The 21489-nt window shown below is 71.7% G+C and carries 18 protein-coding genes; 9 read left to right on the top strand and 9 right to left on the bottom strand.

Features of this window, described 5'->3' with window-relative positions:
- Positions 1 to 29: 29 nt before the first annotated feature.
- Positions 30 to 1631, top strand: a complete 1602-nt coding sequence (locus E2C06_RS17500; RefSeq protein ID WP_133289907.1) for a hypothetical protein — start codon at positions 30 to 32, stop codon at positions 1629 to 1631.
- A complete protein-coding gene (locus tag E2C06_RS17495) occupies positions 1621 to 2049 on the top strand; it encodes a DCC1-like thiol-disulfide oxidoreductase family protein (protein ID WP_133289906.1) in 429 nt (142 codons plus the stop codon). The genes E2C06_RS17500 and E2C06_RS17495 overlap by 11 nt, the downstream gene beginning before the upstream one ends.
- Here E2C06_RS17495 and E2C06_RS17490 read toward each other — a convergent pair.
- On the bottom strand, positions 2036 to 2338 hold the full coding sequence (locus E2C06_RS17490) for a hypothetical protein (protein ID WP_133289905.1): 303 nt from the start codon (positions 2336 to 2338) through the stop codon (positions 2036 to 2038). The genes E2C06_RS17495 and E2C06_RS17490 overlap by 14 nt on opposite strands.
- Positions 2339 to 2714: 376 nt before the next feature.
- Here E2C06_RS17490 and E2C06_RS17485 point away from each other — a divergent pair, with 376 nt between their 5' ends.
- Both E2C06_RS17485 and E2C06_RS17480 read left to right on the top strand, forming a co-directional pair.
- A complete protein-coding gene (locus E2C06_RS17485) occupies positions 2715 to 3545 on the top strand; it encodes a TauD/TfdA dioxygenase family protein (protein ID WP_165982449.1) in 831 nt (276 codons plus the stop codon).
- 50 nt (positions 3546 to 3595) lie between these two features.
- Positions 3596 to 4183 carry an NAD(P)H-dependent oxidoreductase gene (locus tag E2C06_RS17480; protein ID WP_133289903.1) on the top strand — a complete coding sequence of 196 codons (588 nt, stop codon included), beginning with the start codon at positions 3596 to 3598 and terminating at the stop codon, positions 4181 to 4183.
- A gap of 148 nt (positions 4184 to 4331) precedes the next feature.
- On the opposite strand, the gene E2C06_RS17475 is transcribed toward E2C06_RS17480, so the two are convergent.
- The 8 genes from E2C06_RS17475 to E2C06_RS17440 form a co-directional block, all read right to left on the bottom strand.
- Positions 4332 to 5480, bottom strand: a complete 1149-nt coding sequence (locus E2C06_RS17475) for an aminotransferase class V-fold PLP-dependent enzyme (protein ID WP_133289902.1) — start codon at positions 5478 to 5480, stop codon at positions 4332 to 4334.
- A gap of 23 nt (positions 5481 to 5503) precedes the next feature.
- The gene (locus E2C06_RS17470; RefSeq protein WP_241671334.1) at positions 5504 to 6856 is read right to left on the bottom strand and encodes a cytosine deaminase; all 1353 of its coding nucleotides are present in this window, start codon (positions 6854 to 6856) and stop codon (positions 5504 to 5506) included.
- Positions 6853 to 7659, bottom strand: coding sequence for an ABC transporter permease (locus E2C06_RS17465; RefSeq protein WP_133289901.1), 807 nt, complete (start codon positions 7657 to 7659; stop codon positions 6853 to 6855). The genes E2C06_RS17470 and E2C06_RS17465 overlap by 4 nt, the downstream gene beginning before the upstream one ends.
- Complete coding sequence (locus E2C06_RS17460; RefSeq protein ID WP_133289900.1) at positions 7656 to 8411, bottom strand: ABC transporter ATP-binding protein; 756 nt, start codon at positions 8409 to 8411, stop codon at positions 7656 to 7658. The genes E2C06_RS17465 and E2C06_RS17460 overlap by 4 nt, the downstream gene beginning before the upstream one ends.
- A gap of 72 nt (positions 8412 to 8483) precedes the next feature.
- Positions 8484 to 10478, bottom strand: coding sequence for a glycogen debranching protein GlgX (gene glgX / locus E2C06_RS17455; protein WP_133289899.1), 1995 nt, complete (start codon positions 10476 to 10478; stop codon positions 8484 to 8486).
- The gene (gene glgA, locus E2C06_RS17450) at positions 10471 to 11901 is read right to left on the bottom strand and encodes a glycogen synthase GlgA (protein WP_133289943.1); all 1431 of its coding nucleotides are present in this window, start codon (positions 11899 to 11901) and stop codon (positions 10471 to 10473) included. The genes glgX and glgA overlap by 8 nt, the downstream gene beginning before the upstream one ends.
- 2 nt (positions 11902 to 11903) lie before the next feature.
- Entirely contained in the window at positions 11904 to 13175 is a 1272-nt protein-coding gene (glgC, locus tag E2C06_RS17445) for a glucose-1-phosphate adenylyltransferase (RefSeq protein WP_133289898.1), read from the bottom strand.
- A 22-nt stretch (positions 13176 to 13197) separates the two neighbouring features.
- The gene (locus E2C06_RS17440) at positions 13198 to 15642 is read right to left on the bottom strand and encodes a glycogen/starch/alpha-glucan phosphorylase (protein WP_133289897.1); all 2445 of its coding nucleotides are present in this window, start codon (positions 15640 to 15642) and stop codon (positions 13198 to 13200) included.
- Between the two features lie 332 nt (positions 15643 to 15974).
- On the opposite strand from E2C06_RS17440, the gene E2C06_RS17435 reads away from it, so the two are divergent.
- From E2C06_RS17435 to E2C06_RS17415, 5 genes are all read left to right on the top strand, one after another.
- Positions 15975 to 17267 (top strand): sensor histidine kinase, encoded by a 1293-nt coding sequence (locus E2C06_RS17435; protein ID WP_133289896.1) that lies wholly within the window; start codon positions 15975 to 15977, stop codon positions 17265 to 17267.
- 151 nt (positions 17268 to 17418) lie between these two features.
- Positions 17419 to 18624 (top strand): CaiB/BaiF CoA transferase family protein, encoded by a 1206-nt coding sequence (locus E2C06_RS17430; protein WP_133289895.1) that lies wholly within the window; start codon positions 17419 to 17421, stop codon positions 18622 to 18624.
- A 291-nt stretch (positions 18625 to 18915) separates the two neighbouring features.
- Positions 18916 to 19095 carry a hypothetical protein gene (locus tag E2C06_RS17425; RefSeq protein ID WP_133289894.1) on the top strand — a complete coding sequence of 60 codons (180 nt, stop codon included), beginning with the start codon at positions 18916 to 18918 and terminating at the stop codon, positions 19093 to 19095.
- Between the two features lie 51 nt (positions 19096 to 19146).
- Complete coding sequence (locus E2C06_RS17420; protein WP_133289893.1) at positions 19147 to 20328, top strand: aminotransferase; 1182 nt, start codon at positions 19147 to 19149, stop codon at positions 20326 to 20328.
- Positions 20325 to 21389, top strand: coding sequence for an NAD(P)H-dependent flavin oxidoreductase (locus tag E2C06_RS17415; protein WP_133289892.1), 1065 nt, complete (start codon positions 20325 to 20327; stop codon positions 21387 to 21389). The genes E2C06_RS17420 and E2C06_RS17415 overlap by 4 nt, the downstream gene beginning before the upstream one ends.
- The last annotated feature ends 100 nt before the right edge of the window (positions 21390 to 21489 follow it).

The raw sequence follows: 21489 nt of genomic DNA, 5'->3' as shown, positions 1-21489 counted from the left end.
CTCCCGCCTGGGCTTTGCGCGCACCGTCGGTGACGGTCACGCTGCCGCTGTCCATCCTGCTGCTTTCGCTGCTGGCCTACATGGCGGCGCGCAAGGTCACGCTCTTCGCCGCGCATCAGTCGGAGGCGCATGCCTTCGCGCTGACGATCTTCTGCTGCGTCGCGGCGCTGCCCTTCATCGCCATCCGCTATGCCGACATCCCGTTCCTGCTGCGGGCCATCGTGCGCGGCATCGGCATCGTCGTCTTTGTCCAGGTGCTGTTCGATGCCTTCGGCGCAGTGCCGCCGGCGCCGAACCTGATCCTGGGCGAGGCGAACGCGCATGCGCTCTTCTTCCGCTGGGGCATGCTGGTCGCGGTGCTGGCCGGCGCCATCGGCATGGCCCGGCCGGCCTTCCTGCTGCCGCTGTCCTACTACTACATCCTGTGGCGGCACCTGATCGGCCCGCGCACCGACATGTGGGTGACGGACACCGACTACTTCGCCATGCTCGACGGCATCACCTTCGCCACGATCGGCGTCCTGCTGATGGTGACGGCGACCAGCGAGTGGACGCTGCAGCGCTTTCCCCGGCTCCGCAGCCTGATGCAGGACCTGCCGCCGGCGGTGCTGCGGCAGAAGACCGCCGGGCTGATCTGGGCCGTGGTGGTCGGCGCGCATCTCGGCAACTACTTCTGCTCGGGCGTCGCCAAGCTGGTCGCGGGCGGATCGGAGCCTTGGACCTGGCTGGTCGCCAACCCGACCCAGACGGCGATCGTCATCGGGCTGGAGCGCGGCAACAATCCGCTCGCCACCTTCCCGACGCTGCTGCAGGGCAGCTGGGACACCATCTCCAACTTCACCCTCGCCTTCAACTTCGTCGTGCTCGGCGCCCAGCTGCTCTCGCCCATCGCCATCCTGCGAAAGCGCTGGCTGCTGGGCTTCACGCTGCTGTTCGACCTGTTCCACATCGGCGTCTACTTCACGCTCGGCGCGCTGTTCCACTTCTGGATCGCGGTCAACCTGATCGTCTACAGCTCGGCGTGGCGGCTGAAGGAATCCGACATCACGCCGATGATGAAGGCTGCCTGCGTGGCCGCGGCGCTGTTCGGCCACACCGTCTTCTACACCAACTTCCTCGGTTGGCTGGACGCGGCACGGCTGGCGAGCCCGCAGTTCTACGCCCTCACGAAGGATGGGCGTGAGGTGTGGATGACGCCCACCTATTTCGGCATCTACTCCTACAGCGTCGCGCAGACCGCCATGTTCGTGCCGGAAGGCCATTTCCCGCACCGCATCGGCGGCAACCTCAACAACCTCAACGACTGGCGGGAGGCCTCGGCCTGCCTTGCCAGCCCGACGACGACGCCGCAGACGGTGGGCGGGGCGACCTTCCACTCGGTGGAGCGGCTGGTGCGGGAAACGCACGACTTCATGACCCGCTACCCCGCTATCAAGAACAACAACCTCTACTACCTCTACCCGCATCACATGCAGCCCAATCCCTGGGTCTTCACCGAGTTCAACAACCTCCGGATGGAAGACATCGTCGGCTACAAATACGTGGTCGACAGTGTTTGCCTGACGCTGCGGGACGGGGCCCTGGTGCGGGACGTGAAGAAGCGCGCGGAGTTCCGGTTCGATGTCCGCTGACACCATGGAAAAGCCGGCGTCTACCCCGACGGGTGGCGCCGAGGCGAAGCAGATCTGGGTCGTCTATGACGGGATGTGCCCTTTCTGCACCCGCTACGTCATGCTCTACCGCATCCGCCAGCTCGCGGAGAAGGTACACATGATCGACGCCCGCACCGACCATCCCGTGGTGCGGGAGGTGAAGGCGCGCGGCCTCAGCCTCGAGAACGGCATGGCGGTGAAGTGGAACGGCCAGTACTACCACGGTGCCGCGGCGCTGCACGTGCTGGCCCTGTTGGGCGCCGAGAGCGGCGCCTTCAACAGGCTGAACCGGCTGGTCTTCAGCCGGCCGAAGCTCGGCCGCTTCCTCTACCCCGCCATGGTGGCGGGTCGGCGGCTGACCCTGAAGCTGCTGGGACGGCCGCCTATCGCGGACTGACCGGCAACAGGGCGGCGGCGATCGCCGCCCATTCCGCCTCGAGCGGCATGGCCGGGTGGTGGCGACCGGCACGGCGGTACCAGTAGTCCGCATTCGCCAGGTCACCTTCCCGCCGGTGCAGGTAGGCATGCACCCAGGCACTCTCGGCATCGTCCCCGGCCTGGGCCGCTTCGTGAGCCCGTGTCCAGTCGCCGCGGGAATCCCACCACAGCGCGAGCAGCGGGCCGGCAAGACCGGGCGGGGGGGTGGTTTCCGCCGCGGCGGATCGGCGCAGGGCATCCGGGGTCATCCCGGCAGTCTTCACCCGATGCTGCGGCAGGTGCAAGGCCGCAGCGACGCCAATGAACCGCGACGATGTCCTGTGCTTTGCCGATCGACTCGGCGCATTGGCAGGCCGGCTCATCAGCCATTCGGCAGGCGGCATGACCTGGTCGGTTTGGCCGACCCAGCGATCGCATCGGACCTATCTCTCTGAAATTGCTGGAATGATTCTCAGCCGGAAGCGCCGTTGCGCGCCTGCCCGCAAGGCTTAATAACTATCATCAATAGTGTTTAGCAAATTTTACGCTTGCATGTGCGTTTTAAAGGTCCACTCTTCCGCCAACGACGTGGAATCGCTTCCGGCTTCACGGCGTCCCTTCCCGGTCCTGTCGGAGCCGCAGGCGATGACCTCCATGCAGTCCCTCTCCACCCCGCTTGCCACCGGCATCTCGCTCAGTCCCCTCCATCCCGCCTTCGGCGCGGAGGTGCTGAACCTCGACCTCGCCGCCCCCCTGCCCGCCCCGGTGCTGGAGGTGCTGCACGACGCGCTGACCGAACACGGCGTGCTGCTGCTGCGCGGCCAGTCCGGCTTGCCGGCTGCCCTGGCGCTTGGCCTGGCGTCGCTCGAAGCCCCGCTGCTCGGGCAGGCGCTGCACCAGGCGGCGCCGGTCCTGCCGCTTTCGGTCGGGGCGCCCGCCGATCTGCCGCCACCGGACCGCGCCGACCGCCCCTTCTGGCATGCCGACCGCAGCTATGCGGCGCAACCGGCCCTCGCCTGCCTGATGCGCGCCGAGGCACCCGCCGGGGAGATCGCCTTCGCCGACCAGCGCCGCGCCTGGGCGAGCCTGCCGCCGGCGCTGCGCGACCGGCTCGGACAGTTTCGCGCGGTGCATGCCAGCCCGCTCGACCCCGCGGCGCGGACGGAGCACCCGCTGGTCCGCCGCCATCCCGTGACCGGCGAGCCGGTGCTCTACGCCAATCCCGCCTTCACCAGCCGCATCCTGAACCTGCCGGAGGCCGAGAGCGGCCGGCTGCTGCAGGCCCTTTTTGCCGCCGCAACCGCCGAGGCGCTGACCTGGCGTCACCAGTGGCAGGCGGGCGACGTGCTGATCTGGGACAACCGCAGCCTCCTCCACACCGCCAGCGCCGGCCCGGGCCTGGAGGCGCTGCGGATCGGGGGCGACCAGCCGACAGGCGCCGCCGCGCTCGAGATGCCCTGGGTCATGGCCGGCTGACACGCGGCATGCCGCATGCTTGAAGCGGCCCCGCCGTTCCGGGGCCGCCCATGCACGTGCTGATGATCGCCTGCCACCCAAGGGCCGACAGCTATTCCGCGGCGCTGCGCGACGCTGCCTGCGCCGCGCTGCAGGCAGCGGGGCACGAGGTGCGGCTGCACGACCTGCATGCAGACGGTTTCGTGCCCGTCATGTCCGCTGCCGAGCACCGCGTCACCAATGCTCCGGGCGGGAACGAGGCCCACATCACGCGCGAAGCCGCAGACCTGCGCTGGGCAGAGGCCTTGGTGCTGGTCTACCCGACCTGGTGGTACGGCATGCCGGCGATGCTGAAGGGTTGGTTCGACCGGGTCTGGCTGCCCGGCGTCGCCTTCCGCATCGGCCCGGGCGCGATCGAGCCGCTGCTGACCAATATCCGCCGCATCGCGGTGGTCACCACCTACGGCTCGCCGCTCTGGCTGCTCTGGTACATCGGCTGGCCGGACTACCGGGTGATGCGCCGCGGCCTGCGCCGGCTCTGCGCCAAAGGCTGCCGGCTGGACTGGTTGTACCTGACGCGGATGGACCAGCGGAAGCGGCCGGCGCTCGAGCGCTTCCTCGGCCGGGTCGGCGGCTTCTTCGCGGGGTGGGCTGCCTGACCGGCGGGGCAGCGGGAGTGGGCAGGAAAAATCGTTTCCTCTCTGCCTCAATTCCCTTCGTGGCGGCTTCGCCCCCGCGGCGCGACGGGTGCCAAACCCACAGAAATAGAGGAGGGTCCAAGGAGGATAGGTCCTCCCTGGCCTTCCTTCAGCCCAGCGCCCGCCGCAGCGCCCCCACCAGCGCATCCGCATCCGCCTCGTCGTTGTAGACATGCGGGCTGATGCGCATCCTGCCGAGCCGCGGCGCGACATGCACCTGCTCCGCCGCCAGCCGCTCGATCAGCCGCTCCGGCATGCCTGCCGGAAAGCCGAGGCTCAGCACATGCGGCGCCCGCACCCGCTCGGCCGGCACCGTCACCGGCAGCCCGGTGACGCCATCTGCAATCCGGCGGTTCAGCATGGCAAGGTGGGCCGCGATCGGCGCCTGGCCCCAGGCGGCCATCATCTCCATCCCGACCGCCGCCATCTCCAGCGAGATGAAGTGGTCGCGCTCCCCCATGTCGAAGCGTTTGGCGCCCTCGGCGAAGGAGAGGTCGGCGAAATAGGGCGCTCGTTCGGCGGCGACGCCCTTGCGGGAATAGCTGGTCTGCTCCAGCGGCACGCCCTGCTGCCAGCGCTTCGCCACATAGAGGAAGGCGCGGCCATAGGGGCCGAGCACCCATTTGTAGGTCGGGAAGATCAGGAAGTCGGGGTCGAGCGCCGCGACGTCGATCGGCAGGATGCCGGCATGGTGCGTCGCATCGACCAGCAGCGCCGCGCCCTGCCGCCTGAGCGCCGCCTGCACCGCCGCCAGATCCACCAGCCCGCCATCCGACCAGTGGACCGAGGAGATCGAGGCGAGCGCGACCGGCGCCGCCCCCTGCCGCTCGATCGCCGCCAGCAGCGCCGCGGTCCAGTCGCCATCGGGCCCGGGCGAGACCGCTTCGGTCTCGAACCCGGCCTCCGGCGCGCGCTGCATCCACTCGAGCGTCGGCGCGCTGTGGTCGTCCGCCAGCAGGATCACCCGGCTGCCGCGCGGCACCTTCAGGTTCTTCGCCGCGGTGGCGACGCCGAAGCCGACCGAGGAGATCAGCGCGATGTCCTCGGGCGCCGCGCCGATCAGAGCCGCCGCGGCGGCCCGGGCGCGGGCGAGCTGCGCGGCCTGATCCGGCGCGTTCCAGTTCCAGGGCTGGGCCTTGCGCGCCACGCCCGCATGCCCCGCCGCCTGCACCGCCTTGGGCAGCGGGCTCCAGGAGGCGGCGTTGAGGTAGGCGACCTCGCGCGGGATGTCGAAGGCGGCGCGTTGCGGGGCGAGCATGGGTCCCTCCGGGATGGTTGCCCTCAGCCTGGACCGGTCCCCAGCACCGCGTCCAGGTCCCGGTAGTCCGGCGGCTCGGCGTCCAGCACCTTGCCGTTCCGCAGCACCACGCGGTCGGCTTGCGGCCGGCTCAGCAGCTCGGTCATGCCGCGGGCGCGGAACAGCAGCAGGTCGGCCGCGGTGCCGGGCTTCAGCCAGCCCTTATCCTGCAGCCCCATGGCGGCGGCGGGCGTGGCGGCGGCCGCGCGCGGCCAGTCGCCGACGGGATGGTCGAGCTGCAGGATCCGCGTCGCCTCCCGGTACACCTCGACCATGTCCATGTCGCCATAGGCATAAAAGGGGTCGCGGGTATTGTCGGAGGCGACCGAGACCGGCACGCCGGCCGCGCGCAGCTCATGCACCAGCGTCACGCCGCGCCAGCGCGGGGTGCGGCCCGGCACGCGGTCCTGCAGGTACATGTTGCACATCGGCAGGACGATGATGGACAGCCCCGCTTCGGCGCAGGCTTCGATGGTCGCCCTGGCGAATTCCTCCGGTTGGATCGAAAGCGAGCAGCAATGACCGCACTGGATGCGGTTCTTGAAGCCGCGCCGGACCGCGGTGCGGGCGATCTCGATCAGCGCGCGGGCACCGCTCTCGCCGCTTTCGTCGACATGCAGGTCGAGCTCGAGGCCGCGCGCCTCGGCCAGCGAGAAGAAATGGTCGAGCAACGGCTGGAACTCGTCCGGCAGCCGGTCATGCACGCCGCCGGCCAGCCGGGTGACCATGCCCAGCACGCCGCCCGAATCCGCCACCGTATCGGCCAGCAGCCCGCCATCCTCGCCGGCGAAACGGTCGAGCGGCGCGATGGAACTGGCCTGCAAAGCAATCCGCCCGGCCCAGCGGTCCCGCAGCCTGCGGAAGACCCGCCAGGAGGCCGGGTCGCGCGGCGCATAGCTCTCGAGATGCGTGCGGATGGCGACCGTGCCATGGGCATGGGCAGCGCGCAGGCTCCATTCGAAGCGCGCCTCGATGTCCGCGTCGGTCCAGCCGCCGCGATCGGTGGCGCAGGCGGTCAGCGCGCCATGGAAGCTGCCGGTTTCGTTCGCGTGCCGCGGCCAGATATGCCCTTTGTCCAGATGCGTGTGGCCATCGACCGGCCCGGGCCAGACCTGGCCGCCATCAAGGCTCGGCCCCTCCGTCGCCGTGCCCAGGGGCGCCAGCGCGGCGATGCGCCCCTGCTCGATCCTGAGGTCGAAGCGGACCAGGCCCTGGCCATCGACCGGACCGGGGGCCTCACCCGGGATCAGCGTCGCCGGCGCCCGCGCGTCGCGGAGCCAGTAGTCCTGGCCGCCGGCGCTGATCGCCTGGCGCAGCCGGTCCATCGCAGTGCTCATCGGCGGTCTCCTTGTCCCATGGCGCTTTCGTGCCAGCGCCGCAGCAGCAGGTGCGACAGCAGGCTCAAGGCAAGAAAGATGCCGATGCCGGTGGCCGAGATGAGCACCAGCGCCGCGAACATGCGGGGGATCTGCAACTGGTAGCCCGATTCGAGAATCCGGTAGGCGAGGCCGGAGGACCGCCCCCCCGTCCCCGCGACGAATTCCGCGACGATGGCGCCGATCAGCGCCAGCCCGCCCGAGATCCGCAGCCCTGCCAGGAAGAAGGGCATCGCCGTCGGCAGCCGCAGCCGCCACAGCACCTGCCAGCGCGTGGCGCCATAAAGCCGGAACAAGTCGAGCAGGTTGTGATCGGTGCTGTTCAACCCGACCGTGGTGTTCGAGAGGATCGGAAAGAAGGCGACGATCCAGGCGCAGATCAGCAGGGAGAGCGTGACGTCATCCACCCAGATGATGATCAGCGGCGCGATGGCGACGATCGGCGTTACCTGCAGGATGACCGCGTAGGGGAACAGCGAAAGCTCCAGGATGCGCGACTGCGCGAAGACCACCGCCAGAAGCAGCCCGAGCGACGCCGCGATCAGCAGGGCGAGCGCGGTGATCTTCAAGGTCACCAGCAGCGCGGCGGAGAGCGCCGGCCAGTCCCGCGCAAGTGCCTCGGCGATCGCCACCGGCCCGGGCAGCACGTAGGGCGGGATGCCCCGCGCCCGCACCAGCCATTCCCAGCCGCCGAGGAAGACCACCCCGATCACAAGAGGCCCGAGGACCCGCAGCCAGCGCTGGGCCCGCGCCGAGCCCATCATGCCGCCATCGCCCCTTCCAGCGCACCGGAAACCTCGCGGCAATGCGCCGCGTAGGCGGCCGAGGTGCGGAAGGCCTCGCCGCGCGGATAGGGAGCGTCCACGGCAAGCTCGGCATGGATGCGGCCGGGGCGCGGCGCCATCACCGCGATGCGGCGGGCGAGGTAGACGCTCTCGAAGACCGAGTGGGTGACGAAGACCACGGTGAAGCGCTCCGCCTCCCACAGGGTCAGCAGGTCGTTGTTCAGCCGGAAGCGGGTGATCTCGTCGAGCGCCGCGAAAGGCTCGTCCATCAGCAGCAGGCGGGGCTTCGTCACCAGGGCGCGGGCGATGGAAACGCGCATCCGCATGCCGCCCGAGAGGGCGCGGGGATAGGCGGCCTCGAAGCCGCGCAATTCGACCCGGGCGAGCGAGTCCGCGGCGCGCGCCGCGGCCTCCCGCTTCGGCAGACCGGCGAGTTCCAGCGGCAGGGCGACATTGGCCAGCGCCGTGGCCCAGGGCATCAGCGTCGGCTCCTGGAAGACGAAGCCGATGTCACGGGCCTGGGGCCTGCCGCCCGGCCAGTCGATGCTGCCGCCGGTCGTGGCGGACAGCCGGGCGATCATCCGCAGCAGGGTCGACTTGCCGCAGCCTGAAGGCCCGAGCAGCGCCAGGAAGTCGCCCGCGGCGATGTCGAGGTCGATGCCCTGCACCGCCAGCGTGCCGGAATCGTAGCGCTTGGCGACGCCGCGCAGCGCGACGAGCGGCGCGGTCACGCGCGGGCGCCTTCAGGCATCAAACGCCGGTCCCGCATCGCCGCCCCCGTCGTCCCGTCGCCCGAACATAGGTCAGGCGGGGAATTCCGCCAGCAGCAGCGCGCTGCGCGGGGCGAGCGCGGGCGGCGGCGCCTCCCCACCGGCCGGATCGGCGCTGTCGGCCAGCACCCGCCAGGCGAAGCCGGGACGCGGCGCGGGCGGCGTGAAACCCGCGGCCTCCGCCCCGCCGTGCAACGCGACCAGCACGCGGTCGGCCGGCCTGTTCCCTCGCGCCGGCACATGGAACACCGCGACCAGGCTGCGCGCGCCCGCATCGCCCCAGTCCATCGCCGCGCCGTCCGGCCGCAGCCAGGCGACGTCCGGCAGGCCGCTCTCGTCCTGCGCCGCGCCGGTCAGCGGCGCCACGGCGTGCAACGCCGGATGCGCCAGCCGCGCCCGCACCAGCCGCGCGGCGAAGTCCAGCAGCGCATGGTCCATCCCCGCCCAATCGAGCCAGGAGACCGGGTTGTCCTGCGCATAGGCATTGTTGTTGCCGCCCTGGGTCCGGCCGCATTCGTCGCCCATCGACAGCATCGGCGTGCCGCGCGACGCCAGCAGCGTCGCCAGCAGCGCCCGGACGTCGCCGGCCCGCCGGGCCAGCACCGCGGGATGGTCGGTCGGCCCCTCGACCCCGCAATTCCAGGAATGGTTCTCGTTGTGGCCGTCATGGCCATGCTCGCCATTGCCGTGGTTGCGCTTGGCGGTGAAGGCGACGAGATCCGCCAGGGTGAAGCCGTCATGCGAGGTGACGTAGTTCAGGCTGTCCGAAGCCTGCCGCCGTGCCGGCCCGAAGACATCGGCCGAACCCGCCAGCCGCGTCGCCAGGTCCGGCACCTGCCCCGCATCGCCGCGCCAGAAGCGCCGCACCGTGTCGCGGAACCGGTCGTTCCATTCCGCCCAGTCCGGCGGGAAGGCGCCGAGCTGGTAGCCGCCCCAGCCGATATCCCAGGGCTCGGCGATGACGATCCTTTCCCGCAGCAGCGGGTCCTGCCGCATCGCCGCCAGCAGCGGCGCATGCGGGTCGAAGCCGCCGTCCCGCCGCCCGAGCGTGGTGGCGAGGTCGAGCCGGAACCCCTCCACACCCGCCGCCAGCACCCAGTGGCGCATGGCATCCATCGCCAGCCGCAGCGGCCAGGGACGGTCGAGCGCCAGGGTATTGCCGCAGCCGGCATCGTTGGCGTAGCGGCCATCCCCGGCAAAGCGGTGAAAGGCGCGGTCGGCCAGGCCGCGGAGCGAGAGAGTCGGGCCATGCTCGTCGCCCTCCCCGCTATGGTTGTAGACGACGTCGAGGATCACGCCGATGCCAGCCGCGCGCAGCGCGGCGACCGCGGCGCGCACCTCCTCCATCCCGCCCGGCACCAGGCGCGGGTCGGGGGCGAGGAAGCCGACCGGGTTGTAGTTCCAGTGATTGTTCAGGCCGAGCGGCGGCAAATGCCGCTCGTCGATCCCGGCGGCGACCGGCATCAGCTCGACATGCGTGACGCCGAGCGCCCGCAGGTGCGCGACGGCGGCGGGATGGCCGAGCGCGGCGAAGGTGCCGCGCATGCCCTCGGGGATGCCGGGATGCAGCCGGGTGAAGCCGCGCACGTGCAACTCGTAGATCACCCGCGGACCCGGTGATGCCGGCGGTGGCGGCGCGGGCAGGCCGGGCACCGGCACCACCGCCTTCGGCATCGCCGGCGCGCTGTCGACGCCGCGGGCGAATTGGCTGGCATGCAGCAGGAAGGGCCGGTCGATCCGCTGCGCCCAGGGGTCGAGCAGCAGCTTCGACGGATCGAATCGCTGCTCCGCCGGCCCATGCGCCCGCAGCCCGTAGCGCGCGCCCGGGCCGATCCCCGGCACATGCCCGTGCCAGACATCGCCGCTGCGCGCGGGCAGCCGGTGGCAGGCGAGCTGCACGTCGCGCGTCGCGTCGAAGAGGCAGAACTCGATCGCGGTCGCATCGGGCGCCACGACGGCGACGTTCACCCCCGCCGCATCGGCACTGATGCCGAGCGGCTCCGGCGCTCCCTCCCCGAGCTCAGCCATCCGCCGCGACGATCTCGTCGAACAGCGCGGCATAGCGGGCCGCGGAGCGGCGCCAGGAGACATCGCAGCCCAGGGCATTGGCCTGGATGTGCGCCCAGGCGGGACGGTCGCGGTAGAGGCCGATGGTCCGCTGCACCGCGCCGGCGAGCAGCGCGGCATCGCCCGGGGCGAATTGCACGCCGGTCGCGCAGCCGGCGGCCAGGGCCATCTCGTTCGCGTCGATCACCGTATCGGCCAGCCCGCCGGTGCGGGCGACCACCGGCGGCGCGCCGTAGCGCAGCGCGCAGAGTTGGGCGAGGCCGCAAGGCTCGAAGCGGGAGGGCACCAGCACCGCGTCGGCGCCGCCGTAGCAGAGCCGCGCCAGCGCCTCGTCGAAGCCGATCACCGTGCCGGCCCGGCCGGGATGCGCCGCCGCAGCGCCGAGGCAGCGGGCTTCCAGCGCCGCATCGCCGGTGCCGAGGATGGCGAGCTGCCCCCCGGCCTCGAGCAGCGCGGGCAAGGCGTCCAGCACCAGGTCCATGCCCTTCTGCCAGGCGAGACGGCCGACGAAGGCGAAGAGCGGCGCGGCCGGGTCGGGCGCCAAGCCGAAGCGGGCCTGCAGCGCCGGCTTGTTGGCCGCGCGCGGCGCCGGATCGGCGGCGGAGAAGCACGCTGCCAGCGCCTTGTCCCGGGACGGGTCCCATTCGGCCTCGTCGATCCCGTTCAGGATGCCGCTGACCTGTCCGCCCCGGCCGCGCAGCAGCCCGTCGAGCCCCATGCCGCCGGCCGCCGTGCGGATCTCGGTCGCATAGCTGGGGGAGACCGTGGTGATGCGGTCGGCATACCAGAGGCCGGCCTTCAGGAACCCGACGCTGCCGAAATACTCGAGCCCGTCCATCCGCCAGGCGGTGGCGGGCAGGCCGAGCCGGGGGAAGAGCGCCGGCGGGAATTGTCCCTGGAAGGCCAGGTTGTGGATGGTGAAGACCGAGGGCACGCGCCGCGCCGCGGTCAGCCGCAGGTAGGCGCCGGCCAGCCCGGCCTGCCAATCATGCGCATGCACCGCATCGAAGCCGAGCGCCGTCGCCGCCTTGGCCGCGGCAAAGCCGAGCGCGGCAAAGCGCAGGCCGTTGTCGTCCCAGGCGACACCGTCCGGCCCGGCATAGGGATTGCCCGGCCGGTCAAAATGCTGCGGCGCGTCGAGCACCAGCAGGTCGAGCCCATGGACCTTCGCCCGTCGCAGCCGCGCCGGGCCGAAGCGGTCTGTCAGGTCCAGCACCACCGGCGCCGCGCCGACCGCCGACAGCACCGCCGGATAACCCGGCACCAGGGTGGTCACCGTGATCCCGGCCCCGGCCAGCGCCGCCGGCAGCGCCCCCACGACATCCGCGAGCCCGCCGGTCTTGATCAGCGGGAAGCACTCCGAGGCGACCGCCAGCACCCGCAGCCTCATGCGGGGATCCGGTCCAGCATCGCCTGGGTGATCAGGCAGATTCCCTTCGCCGAGCGGCGGAAGCGGGCGGCATCGGCCACCGGGTCCTCCCCCACCACCAGACCTGCGGGGATCCGCACGCCGCGATCGACGACCACGTTGGTCAGCCGCGCCCGGCGCCCGACATCGACCTCCGGCAGCAGCACCGCGCCGTCGATCGCCGCATAGGAATGCACCCGCACCCCGGTGAAGAGCAGCGAGTGCCTGGCGGTGGCGCCGGAGACGATGCAGCCGCCGGAAACGAGCGAGGAGATCGCCTCGCCCCGCCGTCCGTCCAGGTCATGGACGAACTTGGCCGGCGGCACGACCTCCGCATAGGTCCAGATCGGCCAGTCCTTGTCGAAGATGTCGAGCGGCGGGACGACATCGGTCAGGTCGATATTGGCTTCCCAATAGGCGTCCACCGTGCCGACGTCGCGCCAATAGGGCGAGGTCTCGGCGGCCGAGCGGACGCAGCTCGCCTCGAAGCGATGGGCATGCGCGGTGCCCTCGGCCACCATGCGGGGGATGATGTCCTTGCCGAAGTCGTGCGAGGAGGCCGCATCGGCCGCGTCGCGCCGGAGCTCGGCGATCAGCACCTTGGTGTCGAAGACATAGATGCCCATGCTGGCGAAGGACTGGTCGGGCTGGTCGGGCAGGCCGGGCGGGTCGGCCGGCTTCTCGACGAAGCCGGTGATGCGGTCGCTGTCGTCGACCGCGACCACGCCGAAGCCGCTGGCCTCGGCGCGCGGCACCCTCATGCAGCAGACCGTGACGCCCGCCCGGCGGTCGACATGCTCCTGCAGCATCACCTCGTAGTCCATCTTGTAGACATGGTCGCCGGCCAGCAGCACGATATGGCGCGGCCCCAGGTCCTCGATGATGTCGATGTTCTGGAACACCGCATCCGCCGTGCCGAGGTACCAGTTGTGCTCGGAGACGCGCTGGCTGGCGGGCAGGATGTCGAAGCTCTCGTTCCGCTCCGGCCGCAGGAAGTTCCAGCCGCGCTGCAGGTGCCGGATCAGGCTGTGCGCCTTGTACTGGGTGGCGACCGCCACCCGGCGGATGCCGGAATTGATGGCGTTCGACAGCGCGAAGTCGATGATGCGCGACTTGCCGCCGAAGAAGACCGCCGGCTTGGCCCGGCGGTCGGTCAGCTCCATCAGCCGGCTGCCGCGGCCGCCGGCCAGGACGAAGGCCATGGCGGTGCGGGCCAGCGGCCCCTCGCTGCGCGGGCGTGTATGCGGCATCGTTCCCCCCCTTCCGCGCAGCTCAGCGCTTGATCGGCACGTCCCAGATCTCGCTGGCATATTCGGCGATGGTACGGTCGGAGGAGAACCAGCCCATGCGGGCCGTGTTCAGCACCGCGCTCCGCCACCAAGCGCCGCTGTCCTGCCAGCGCGCATCGGCGCGTCGCTGCGCCTCGAAGTAGCTGTCGAAATCGGCGCCGACCATGAAGTAGTCGTGGCCGCGGATCGAGGCCATCATCTCCCGGTAGCGGCCGGCGTCGTCGGGGGAGAAGACGCCGGATTCCACCGCCTCCAGCACCTCGCCCAGCCGCGGTGAGGCCTGCACCGCGGCCGCGCCATGGCTGCCGTCGTGCCGGCGCGCCTCCACCTCCTCGGTGGTCAGGCCGAAGATGAAGATGTTGTCGGCCCCGACATGCTCCAGCATCTCGACATTGGCGCCGTCCAGCGTGCCGATGGTCAGCGCGCCGTTCAGCCCGAGCTTCATGTTGCCGGTGCCGGAGGCCTCCATCCCCGCGGTCGAGATCTGCTCCGACAGGTCGGCGGCGGGGACGATCATCTCGGCGAGGGAAACGTTGTAGTTCGGCAGAAAGGCGACCTTCAGCCGGTCGCGCACCGTGGGATCGCCGTTCACCACGCGCGCCACGTCATGCGCCAGCTTGATGATCAGCTTGGCACGGTGATAGCTCGCCGCCGCCTTCCCCGCGAAGATCTTCACCCGCGGCGCCCAGTCGAGATGCGGTTGCGATCGTATGGCGTCGTAGAGCGCGACCGTCTCCAGGATGTTCAGCAGCTGGCGCTTGTATTCGTGGATGCGCTTGATCTGGACGTCGAACATCGCCGCCGGGTCGACCCTGAGGTCGAGCTGCTGGCGGATCAGCGCCGCCATCGCCTCCTTGTTGGCGCGCTTCACCGCGGCGAAGCGGTCGCGGAAGCCGGCGTCGTCGGCCAGCGGGATCAGCCCCTCGAGGCGCGCGGCGTCGTTGAGCACGGCCGGCCCCACGGCCTCCACCAGCAGGCCGGTCAGCCCTGGGTTCGACTGCTGCAGCCAGCGGCGGAAGGTGATGCCGTTGGTCTTGTTGGTGATGCGGTCGGGTGTGATGGCGTGGAAGTCGCGGAAGACGGTCCGCTTCAGCAGGTCGGAATGCAGCGCCGAGACGCCGTTCACCTTGTGCGAGCCGACGAAGGCGAGATGTCCCATCCGCACCCGGCGGCCATGGCCTTCCTCGATCAGCGAGACCGAGGACAGCAGCCGCACGTCGCCCGCATGCGCCGCGCGGACGCTGTCGAGGTGATGCGCGTTGATCAGATAGATGATCTGCATGTGGCGCGGCAGCAGCCGCTCCATCAGCGGCACCGCCCAGCTCTCCAGCGCCTCGGGCAGCAGGGTGTGGTTGGTATAGCTGATCGACCCGCGGGTGATCGCCCAGGCCTCGTCCCAGGGGATCGCGTGCAGGTCGACGCAGATCCGCATCAGCTCGGCGACGGCGATCGCCGGATGGGTGTCGTTGAGCTGGATCGCCACCTTGTCCGGCAGCGAGCGCAGGTCGCCATAGACCCTGAGGTGCCGGCGCACGAGGTCCTGCAGCGCGGCCGAGGTGAAGAAGTATTCCTGCCGCAGCCGCAGCTCCTGCCCCGCCGGCGATTCGTCCGAGGGGTAGAGAACCTTGCTGATCGCCTCCTGCCGCATCCGGTCGGCCAGCGCGCCGACATGGTCGCCGAAATTGAAGGCCTCCAGCTTCAGCGGATCGAGGGCCCGGGCCGACCAGAGCCGCAGCGTGTTCACGTGCTCGCCGCGCCAGCCGACCACCGGCGTGTCGTAGGCCACCGCCTGAACCGTCTCCCCGGGGTGCCAGACATGCCGCATCTCGTCCTCCGAGACCCGCACCGCCTCGACGCTGCCGCCGAAGCCGATGTCGTGCGAGATCTCCGGCCGGGCGAATTCCCAAGGGTTGCCGAATTGCAGCCAGTCCTCGGGGTACTCGTGCTGCCAGCCCTCGCGCAGGATCTGCCGGAACAGCCCGTGCTCGTAGCGGATGCCGTAGCCGAAGGCGGGGATCGCCAGGCTGGCCAGGCTTTCCATGAAGCAGGCCGCGAGCCGCCCGAGGCCGCCATTGCCCAGCGCCGCGTCGGGCTCGGCCTGGCGGACCGCGTCGAAATCGACGCCGAGCGGCGCCAGCGCCTCTCGCAGCGTCTCGACCAGGCCAAGGTTGCTGACATTGTCCCGCAGCAGCCGGCCGACCAGGAATTCGAGGCTGAGATAGTAGACCTGCTTCTCCCCATGCGCGTAGGCGGCCCGCGTCGCTTCCAGCCAGCGGTCGATCACCCGGTCGCGTACCGCAAGCGCGGTGGCCAGGAACCAGTCCCGGTCGCGCGCGCCGCTGCGGCTCTTGCCCATGTCGTAGGTCAGCTTGCGGACGATCGCCGCGCGGAGGGCGGCCGCGTCCTGGGCCGTATCGGTGTTCGCCATCGCTTCTGTCACCGGTTCGCGCTGCCTTTCGCTCGGACGGCATGGGTGCCGCGGTCGCTGCGTCGTTTCTGCCCGAAGCGTCCGGGCGGTTGAAGCAAAACCGGGACCGGTTGACGAATCCTTCGACTTTTGCGTGCACACCGGCGTGAAGAGCGCCCGTCCCGCGGCATGGATCGTTGCTGCAGCGCAGCAAGCCCGTCAACCACGCGGCACCGAGAATTACACGATCGGAACGGTGCGGTTCCGTCGATTTTCTTTCCGGTTTTCTCTTTGCCTTAACTCCATCGCGATATAGTGATTGCGCAATCTGCGCCACGGGCAGCAATCACGCCATGCGAGTCGACCAATCCTACCCCGCCGCCGGCGAGCGGGCCGCGCGGGATCACCAGATCAACCGGCCAGGCCGGATGGCCGGCCTCGCCGCCCCGGCCGCGCCGCGACCTTATCCCGGCCTGGGCGTCCCCACCGCCGAGTTCGAGGCAGCCGGCTGGGACCGATCCATGCCTTGTCCCGACGATTATGCGGCCGTCCAGATGGAACTGTCCTGGCCGGTCACGGCGCCGCCGGATCGGGGCGACCCCCTCTCCGCCTTGCTGCAGGGGATCCCGGCGCCCGGCTGCCTCGCCGACGATCGCGTTGCGGGACATCGCGCCGCACTCGCCCGGGCCATCGCCGGCACGGGCATGGTGCTTCGCCTCGACGGCCAGGGCGACCGGCTGGGCGAAGCGCCGCCCGCGCCGGTGGCCGAGGCCCTGCTCCGCTGGCTCGGGGACCGCTCCGCGGCGGGGGTGCTGGCCATGGACAGGCTGCCGGCCGAAGCGCCGGTCAGCGGCCGGCTGCTGGCCATCTCCCTGCCGCGGGCGACGCGCGACTGGGCGGTCTGGCTGCGCCCCGCCACGGCGCCGCGCTGGAGCCGGGCGGAGATCGCCACCGCCGCCCGGCTCCGCACCGCATGGCTGGAAGCCGGGCTGCAGCGCGCCGAGACGGCCGCGAGCGCCTCCCGGGCGGCGCAGTCGCACCAGGCCTTCGTCATGGCCGAACTGGACCACCGGCTGAAGAACATCCTGGCCAATATCCAGGCCCTGCTGCGCCACAGCCGCCGCCGCGCCGCCGGCCCGGCCGTCGATGCCGATGCCTTTGTCCGCGACTTCGAGGCGCGGCTGCACGCCATGGCGGCGGCGCACGACCTGCTGCATGCCAGCCGCTGGGAAGGCGCCAGGCTGCGGCCGCTGATCGCCGAGGAGCTCGGCCCGCATGCCGACGGGCCCGGCCGCGGCCGGATCGCCGCCAGCGGACGCGACCTGGTGCTGCGGCCGCGGGCGGCGATGTCGCTCAGCCTCGCGCTGCATGAGCTGGCGACGAATGCGGCCAAGCATGGCGCGCTGTCGGTCCAGGACGGCACGGTGGCGCTGCGCTGGCGCCGCACCCAGGCCGGGCTGATGCTGCAATGGACCGAGCATGGCGGCCCGCCGGCAGCGCCGCCGACCCGGCGCGGCTTCGGCCTGACGGTGATCGAGCGCAGCCTGGCCTATGAGCTCGGCGGCTCCGGCCGGCTGGATTTCACCCCGTCCGGCCTGCGCTGCACCATCCGGATCCCGGCCGAGCATATCCTGCCGGCGGGGTGATCCGGTCGCCGCGGGGCGTTTCCGCGCGGCGCCGGCTGCACTAGCCTTCCCCGGACCTGGTCCCGCCGCCCGCCGGCCGGGAGCCGCCCAGCAAGATGGGGAGCAAAGCGAGAATGGTGCCGCATTGCCACAGCGCCCGGATGCGCCGCGCATGAGCGCGCCCACTCCCCCGACCGGCCCGCTCGCCGGCATCCGCGTGCTCGACCTCACCGCGGTGGTGCTGGGGCCGCTGGCCACCCAGACGCTCGGCGACTGGGGCGCCGAGGTGATCAAGATCGAGACCCCGACCGGCGACCTCGTCCGCAATTCCGGGGTCTTCCGCAACCGCGGCATGGCCTCGGTCTTCCTCGGGGTGAACCGCAACAAGCGCTCCGTCGCGCTCGACCTCAAGACGCCGGAGGGCGCCGCGGTGCTGCGCCGGCTGATCCCGACGGCCGACGTGCTGGTCACCAATATCCGACCCGCAGGGATGGCCCGACTCGGCTTCGGGCCGGAGGAGTGCAAGGCGCTCAATCCCCGGATGGTCTTCGCGGTCGCCACCGGCTTCGGCCAGGACGGGCCGCACCGCGCCCGGCCGGCCTTCGACGAGATCATCCAGGCCGCCTCGGGCCTGGCCGACATCGTCGGCGAGGAGGAAGGCCAGCCGCGCTTCGTCCCCTCCCTCGTCGCCGACAAGATCACCGGCATGGCCCTGGTCTCGGCGGTGCTGGCCGCGCTCCTGCACCGCGAGCGCACCGGCGAGGCGCAACTGGTGGAAGTCCCGATGCTCGAGACCATCACCGCCTTCGTCGCGGTCGAGCACCAGGGCGGCCACGCCTTCGACCCGCCGATCGGCGAGCCCGGCTACGCGCGCCTGCGCCACCGCAAGCCGGCGCCGACCAAGGACGGCTGGATGACCCTGCTGCCCTATACGGCCGCGCATTGGCGGGCCTTCTTCACCGAGGCGGGCCGGGAGGAGCTGATCGAGCAGCTCGGCGTGAACGACCCAGTGACCCGCAACGCCAATATCGACCGGGTCTATGCCGCGGTGGCGGCGATCGCCCCGGGCCGCACCACCGCCGAATGGCTGGCGGTCTGCGAGCGGCTCGACATCCCGGCGACCGGCTTCTCGAGCATCGAGGACGTGCCCGAGCACCCGCACCTCAAGGCGGTCGGAATGTTCCAGCCGATGGACCATCCGAGCGAGGGCGCGCTGCGGATGGCCCGGCCGCCCACCCGCTTCGCCGCGACCCCGGCCGGCATCCACCGCCACCCGCCGCGGCTCGGCGAGCATACCGCGGAGGTGCTGGCCGAACTCGGCTACGACCCGGCCGAGATCGCCGCGCTCGCCGAGCGGAAGATCATCCGCCGGGGCTGACCCGACCGGGTGCCGGGCGGCGCCAGCGCGCCGCCCGTGGCGGCGATGCCAGCCGGCCTTCGCCGACCGCGGCGGGATTGCCGCCTGTATCGCATCGCACATCCATTCCGTACCCGGTGCCGTATCCCTTCATGCGGGAGACGAAGCCCACGGCTTTGCCGGAAAAGCGCCGGACCTCACGGTTCCGTGTTGACGGATCACACGGAAAGTTTAAAGTATACTCTATCAGATTTGAGGTCTCCGATGTTCGCGGCCCTGGCTTCCAACCCACTGATTTCCAGCACCGCTCCTTTGATCCTCTTGCGCAGCCGCCCGACGCTGCCCGGCGCGCTGCGCCGCGGCATCGCGGGCCTGGCCGGCCTGATCCGCCCCGACCGCTACCGTCCGGAGCGGCATTACATGCGCGGCGGCAATACCGAGGGCAGCCGCAACCTCGCCATGGCGCGCGGCCGAATCGCCGGCCGCACCTGACGCCCACGGCGCGCCTGGACGGCCGCGCCTCCAGGTGAAAGGGTCGGGCGCATGCCCGACCTGCCGTCCCTTTCCCCCCGCCTCCGCGCCACCGCCGAACCGCCGATTCCCGCCGCCCGCGCCTGGGCCGCGCGCTATGCCGGCGGCGCGGGGCCGATGATCGACCTGACCCAGGCGGTGCCGGGCTACCCGCCGCATCCCGACCTGCTGGCCAAGCTGGCCGAGGCCGCCGGCAGCCGCGCCGCCGCCGGCTATGGCCCGATCGACGGCGATCCTTCGCTGCGCGAGGCGCTGGCCGCCGATGTCTCCGCCGTCTACGCCGCGCCGGTCGCCGCCGCCGAGGTGGCGGTCACCGCGGGCTGCAACCTCGCCTTCTCCATGGCCATGGCGGTGATCGCGGGCGGCGGCACCGGGGGCGTGATCCTGCCGGTGCCCTGGTACTTCAACCACCGCATGGCGCTGGAGATGCAGGGCATCCCTGCCGTCCCGCTGCCCTGCCGCGCCGAGGACGGCTTCCTGCCCGACCCCGCGCGGATCGAGCCGCTGCTGGCGGCCGGGGCGCGCGCCCTGGTGCTGGTCACGCCGAACAACCCGACCGGCGCCGTCACCCCGCCCGGGACCATCGAGGCCTGCGCCGCGCTCTGCCGCAGGCACGGCGCCTGGCTCGTGCTGGACGAGACCTACCGCGACTTCCTGCCCGCTGAAGCGACCCCGCCGCACGCCCTGTTCCGGGACCCGGCCTGGCGCGACGGCCTCGTGCATCTCTACAGCTTCTCCAAGGCCTATTGCGTGCCCGGCCACCGCGTCGGCGCGATCATCGCCGGCCCGGCCTTCCGGGCGGAACTGATGAAGGCGCTCGACACCTGGCAGATCTGCGCCGCGCGGCCGGCCCAGGCGGCGCTGGCCTGGGGCGTGCCGGCGCTGGCCGACTGGCGCGCCGGCAACCGCGACCTGATGGCCGGCCGCGCCGCCGGCTTCCGCGCCGCGGTCGGGCAATTGCCGGGCTGGCGACTCGACAGCCTCGGCGCCTATTTCGCCTATCTCCGGGTGCCGGAGGACGGGCCGGACGCGATGGTGATGGCCGAGCGCCTGGCCGCCGAACGCGGCCTGCTCTGCCTGCCCGGCCCCTTCTTCGGCCCGGGCCAGGACCGCCATATCCGCCTCGCCTTCGCCAATGCCGGGCTGGAGGCGATCGCCGAAGTCCCCGTCCGCCTTGAGGGAACCCTGCCATGACCGCCCGCCGCCGTGCCGAGGCCTTCTGCGCGCGCTTCGGCCTTCGCGTCCCCATCCTGATGGCGCCGATGGCCGGCGTATGCCCCCCGCCGCTCGCCGCCGCCGTCGCCTCGGCCGGCGGCATGGGCGGCTTCGGCGCGCTGATGTCCTCGCCGGCGCAGATGCGCGACTGGGCGGCGCAGTTCCGCGCCGCCAGCAACGGCGCCTTCCAAGTCAACCTCTGGGCGCCCGAGCCGGCGCCGCGGCGCGACCCGGAGCACGAGGCGCGGGTGCGCGCGACGCTCTCGGCCCTCGCCGGGGCGGAGGTGCCTGACCCGGGCCCCGGTCCCTTCGTGCAGGACTTCGCCGCGCAATGCGAGGCGCTGGTCGAGACCGCGCCGGCGGTCGCCTCGACCATCATGGGCCTCTTCCCGCCCGAGGTCGTGGCCCGGCTGAAGGCGCGCGGCATCGCCTGGATCTGCAACGCCACGACGGTCGCCGAGGCCCGCGCCGCCGAGGCGGCCGGGGCCGATGCGGTGGTGGCGCAGGGCGCCGAGGCCGGCGGCCATCGCGGCACCTTCGAGAATGCCGCGGCCGAGCAGTCCCAGGTCGGGCTCTTCGTGCTGCTACCGCAGGTGGCCGATGCGGTGCGCATCCCGGTCGTCGCCGCCGGCGGCATCATGGACGGGCGCGGCATCGCCGCGGCGCTGACCCTCGGTGCCAGCGCGGTGCAGCTCGGCACCGCCTTCCTGCGCAGCCCGGAGGCGGCGATCCACCCGGCCTGGTCGGCGGCCATCGCGCAGACCGCGCCGGAGGACACCGTGCTGACCCGCGGCTTCTCCGGCCGCCTCGCGCGCGGCATCCGCAACCGGGTGACCGAGGCCTTCGCCGGCGAGCTGCGCCCCGCGCCCTACCCGGTGCAGCGCGCCCTGATGGTCAAGGTCCGGGCGGCGGCCGAGGCGGCGGGCGATGCCTCCCGCATGCAGGCCTGGGCCGGCCAGGGCGCGTCCCTGGCGCGGGCCGAGCCGGCGGGCGAGATCCTGCAGCGGCTCTGGGCCGAGACCACCGCGCTGCTGCCCTGAGGGAACGCGACGACCGCGGCGCAAGGGCCTGACATTTCCGCGCCCTCTGCGAACGAATCGGTCCGGCAGCGTTCCTGCGCGCAGCACCGCCGCTGGAGCC

Source organism: Dankookia rubra (assembly GCF_004355005.1).
In the GTDB taxonomy this organism is placed as follows: Bacteria; Pseudomonadota; Alphaproteobacteria; order Acetobacterales; family Acetobacteraceae; genus Paracraurococcus; species Paracraurococcus ruber_A.
This window is presented reverse-complemented; position numbering and strand designations above follow the sequence as displayed.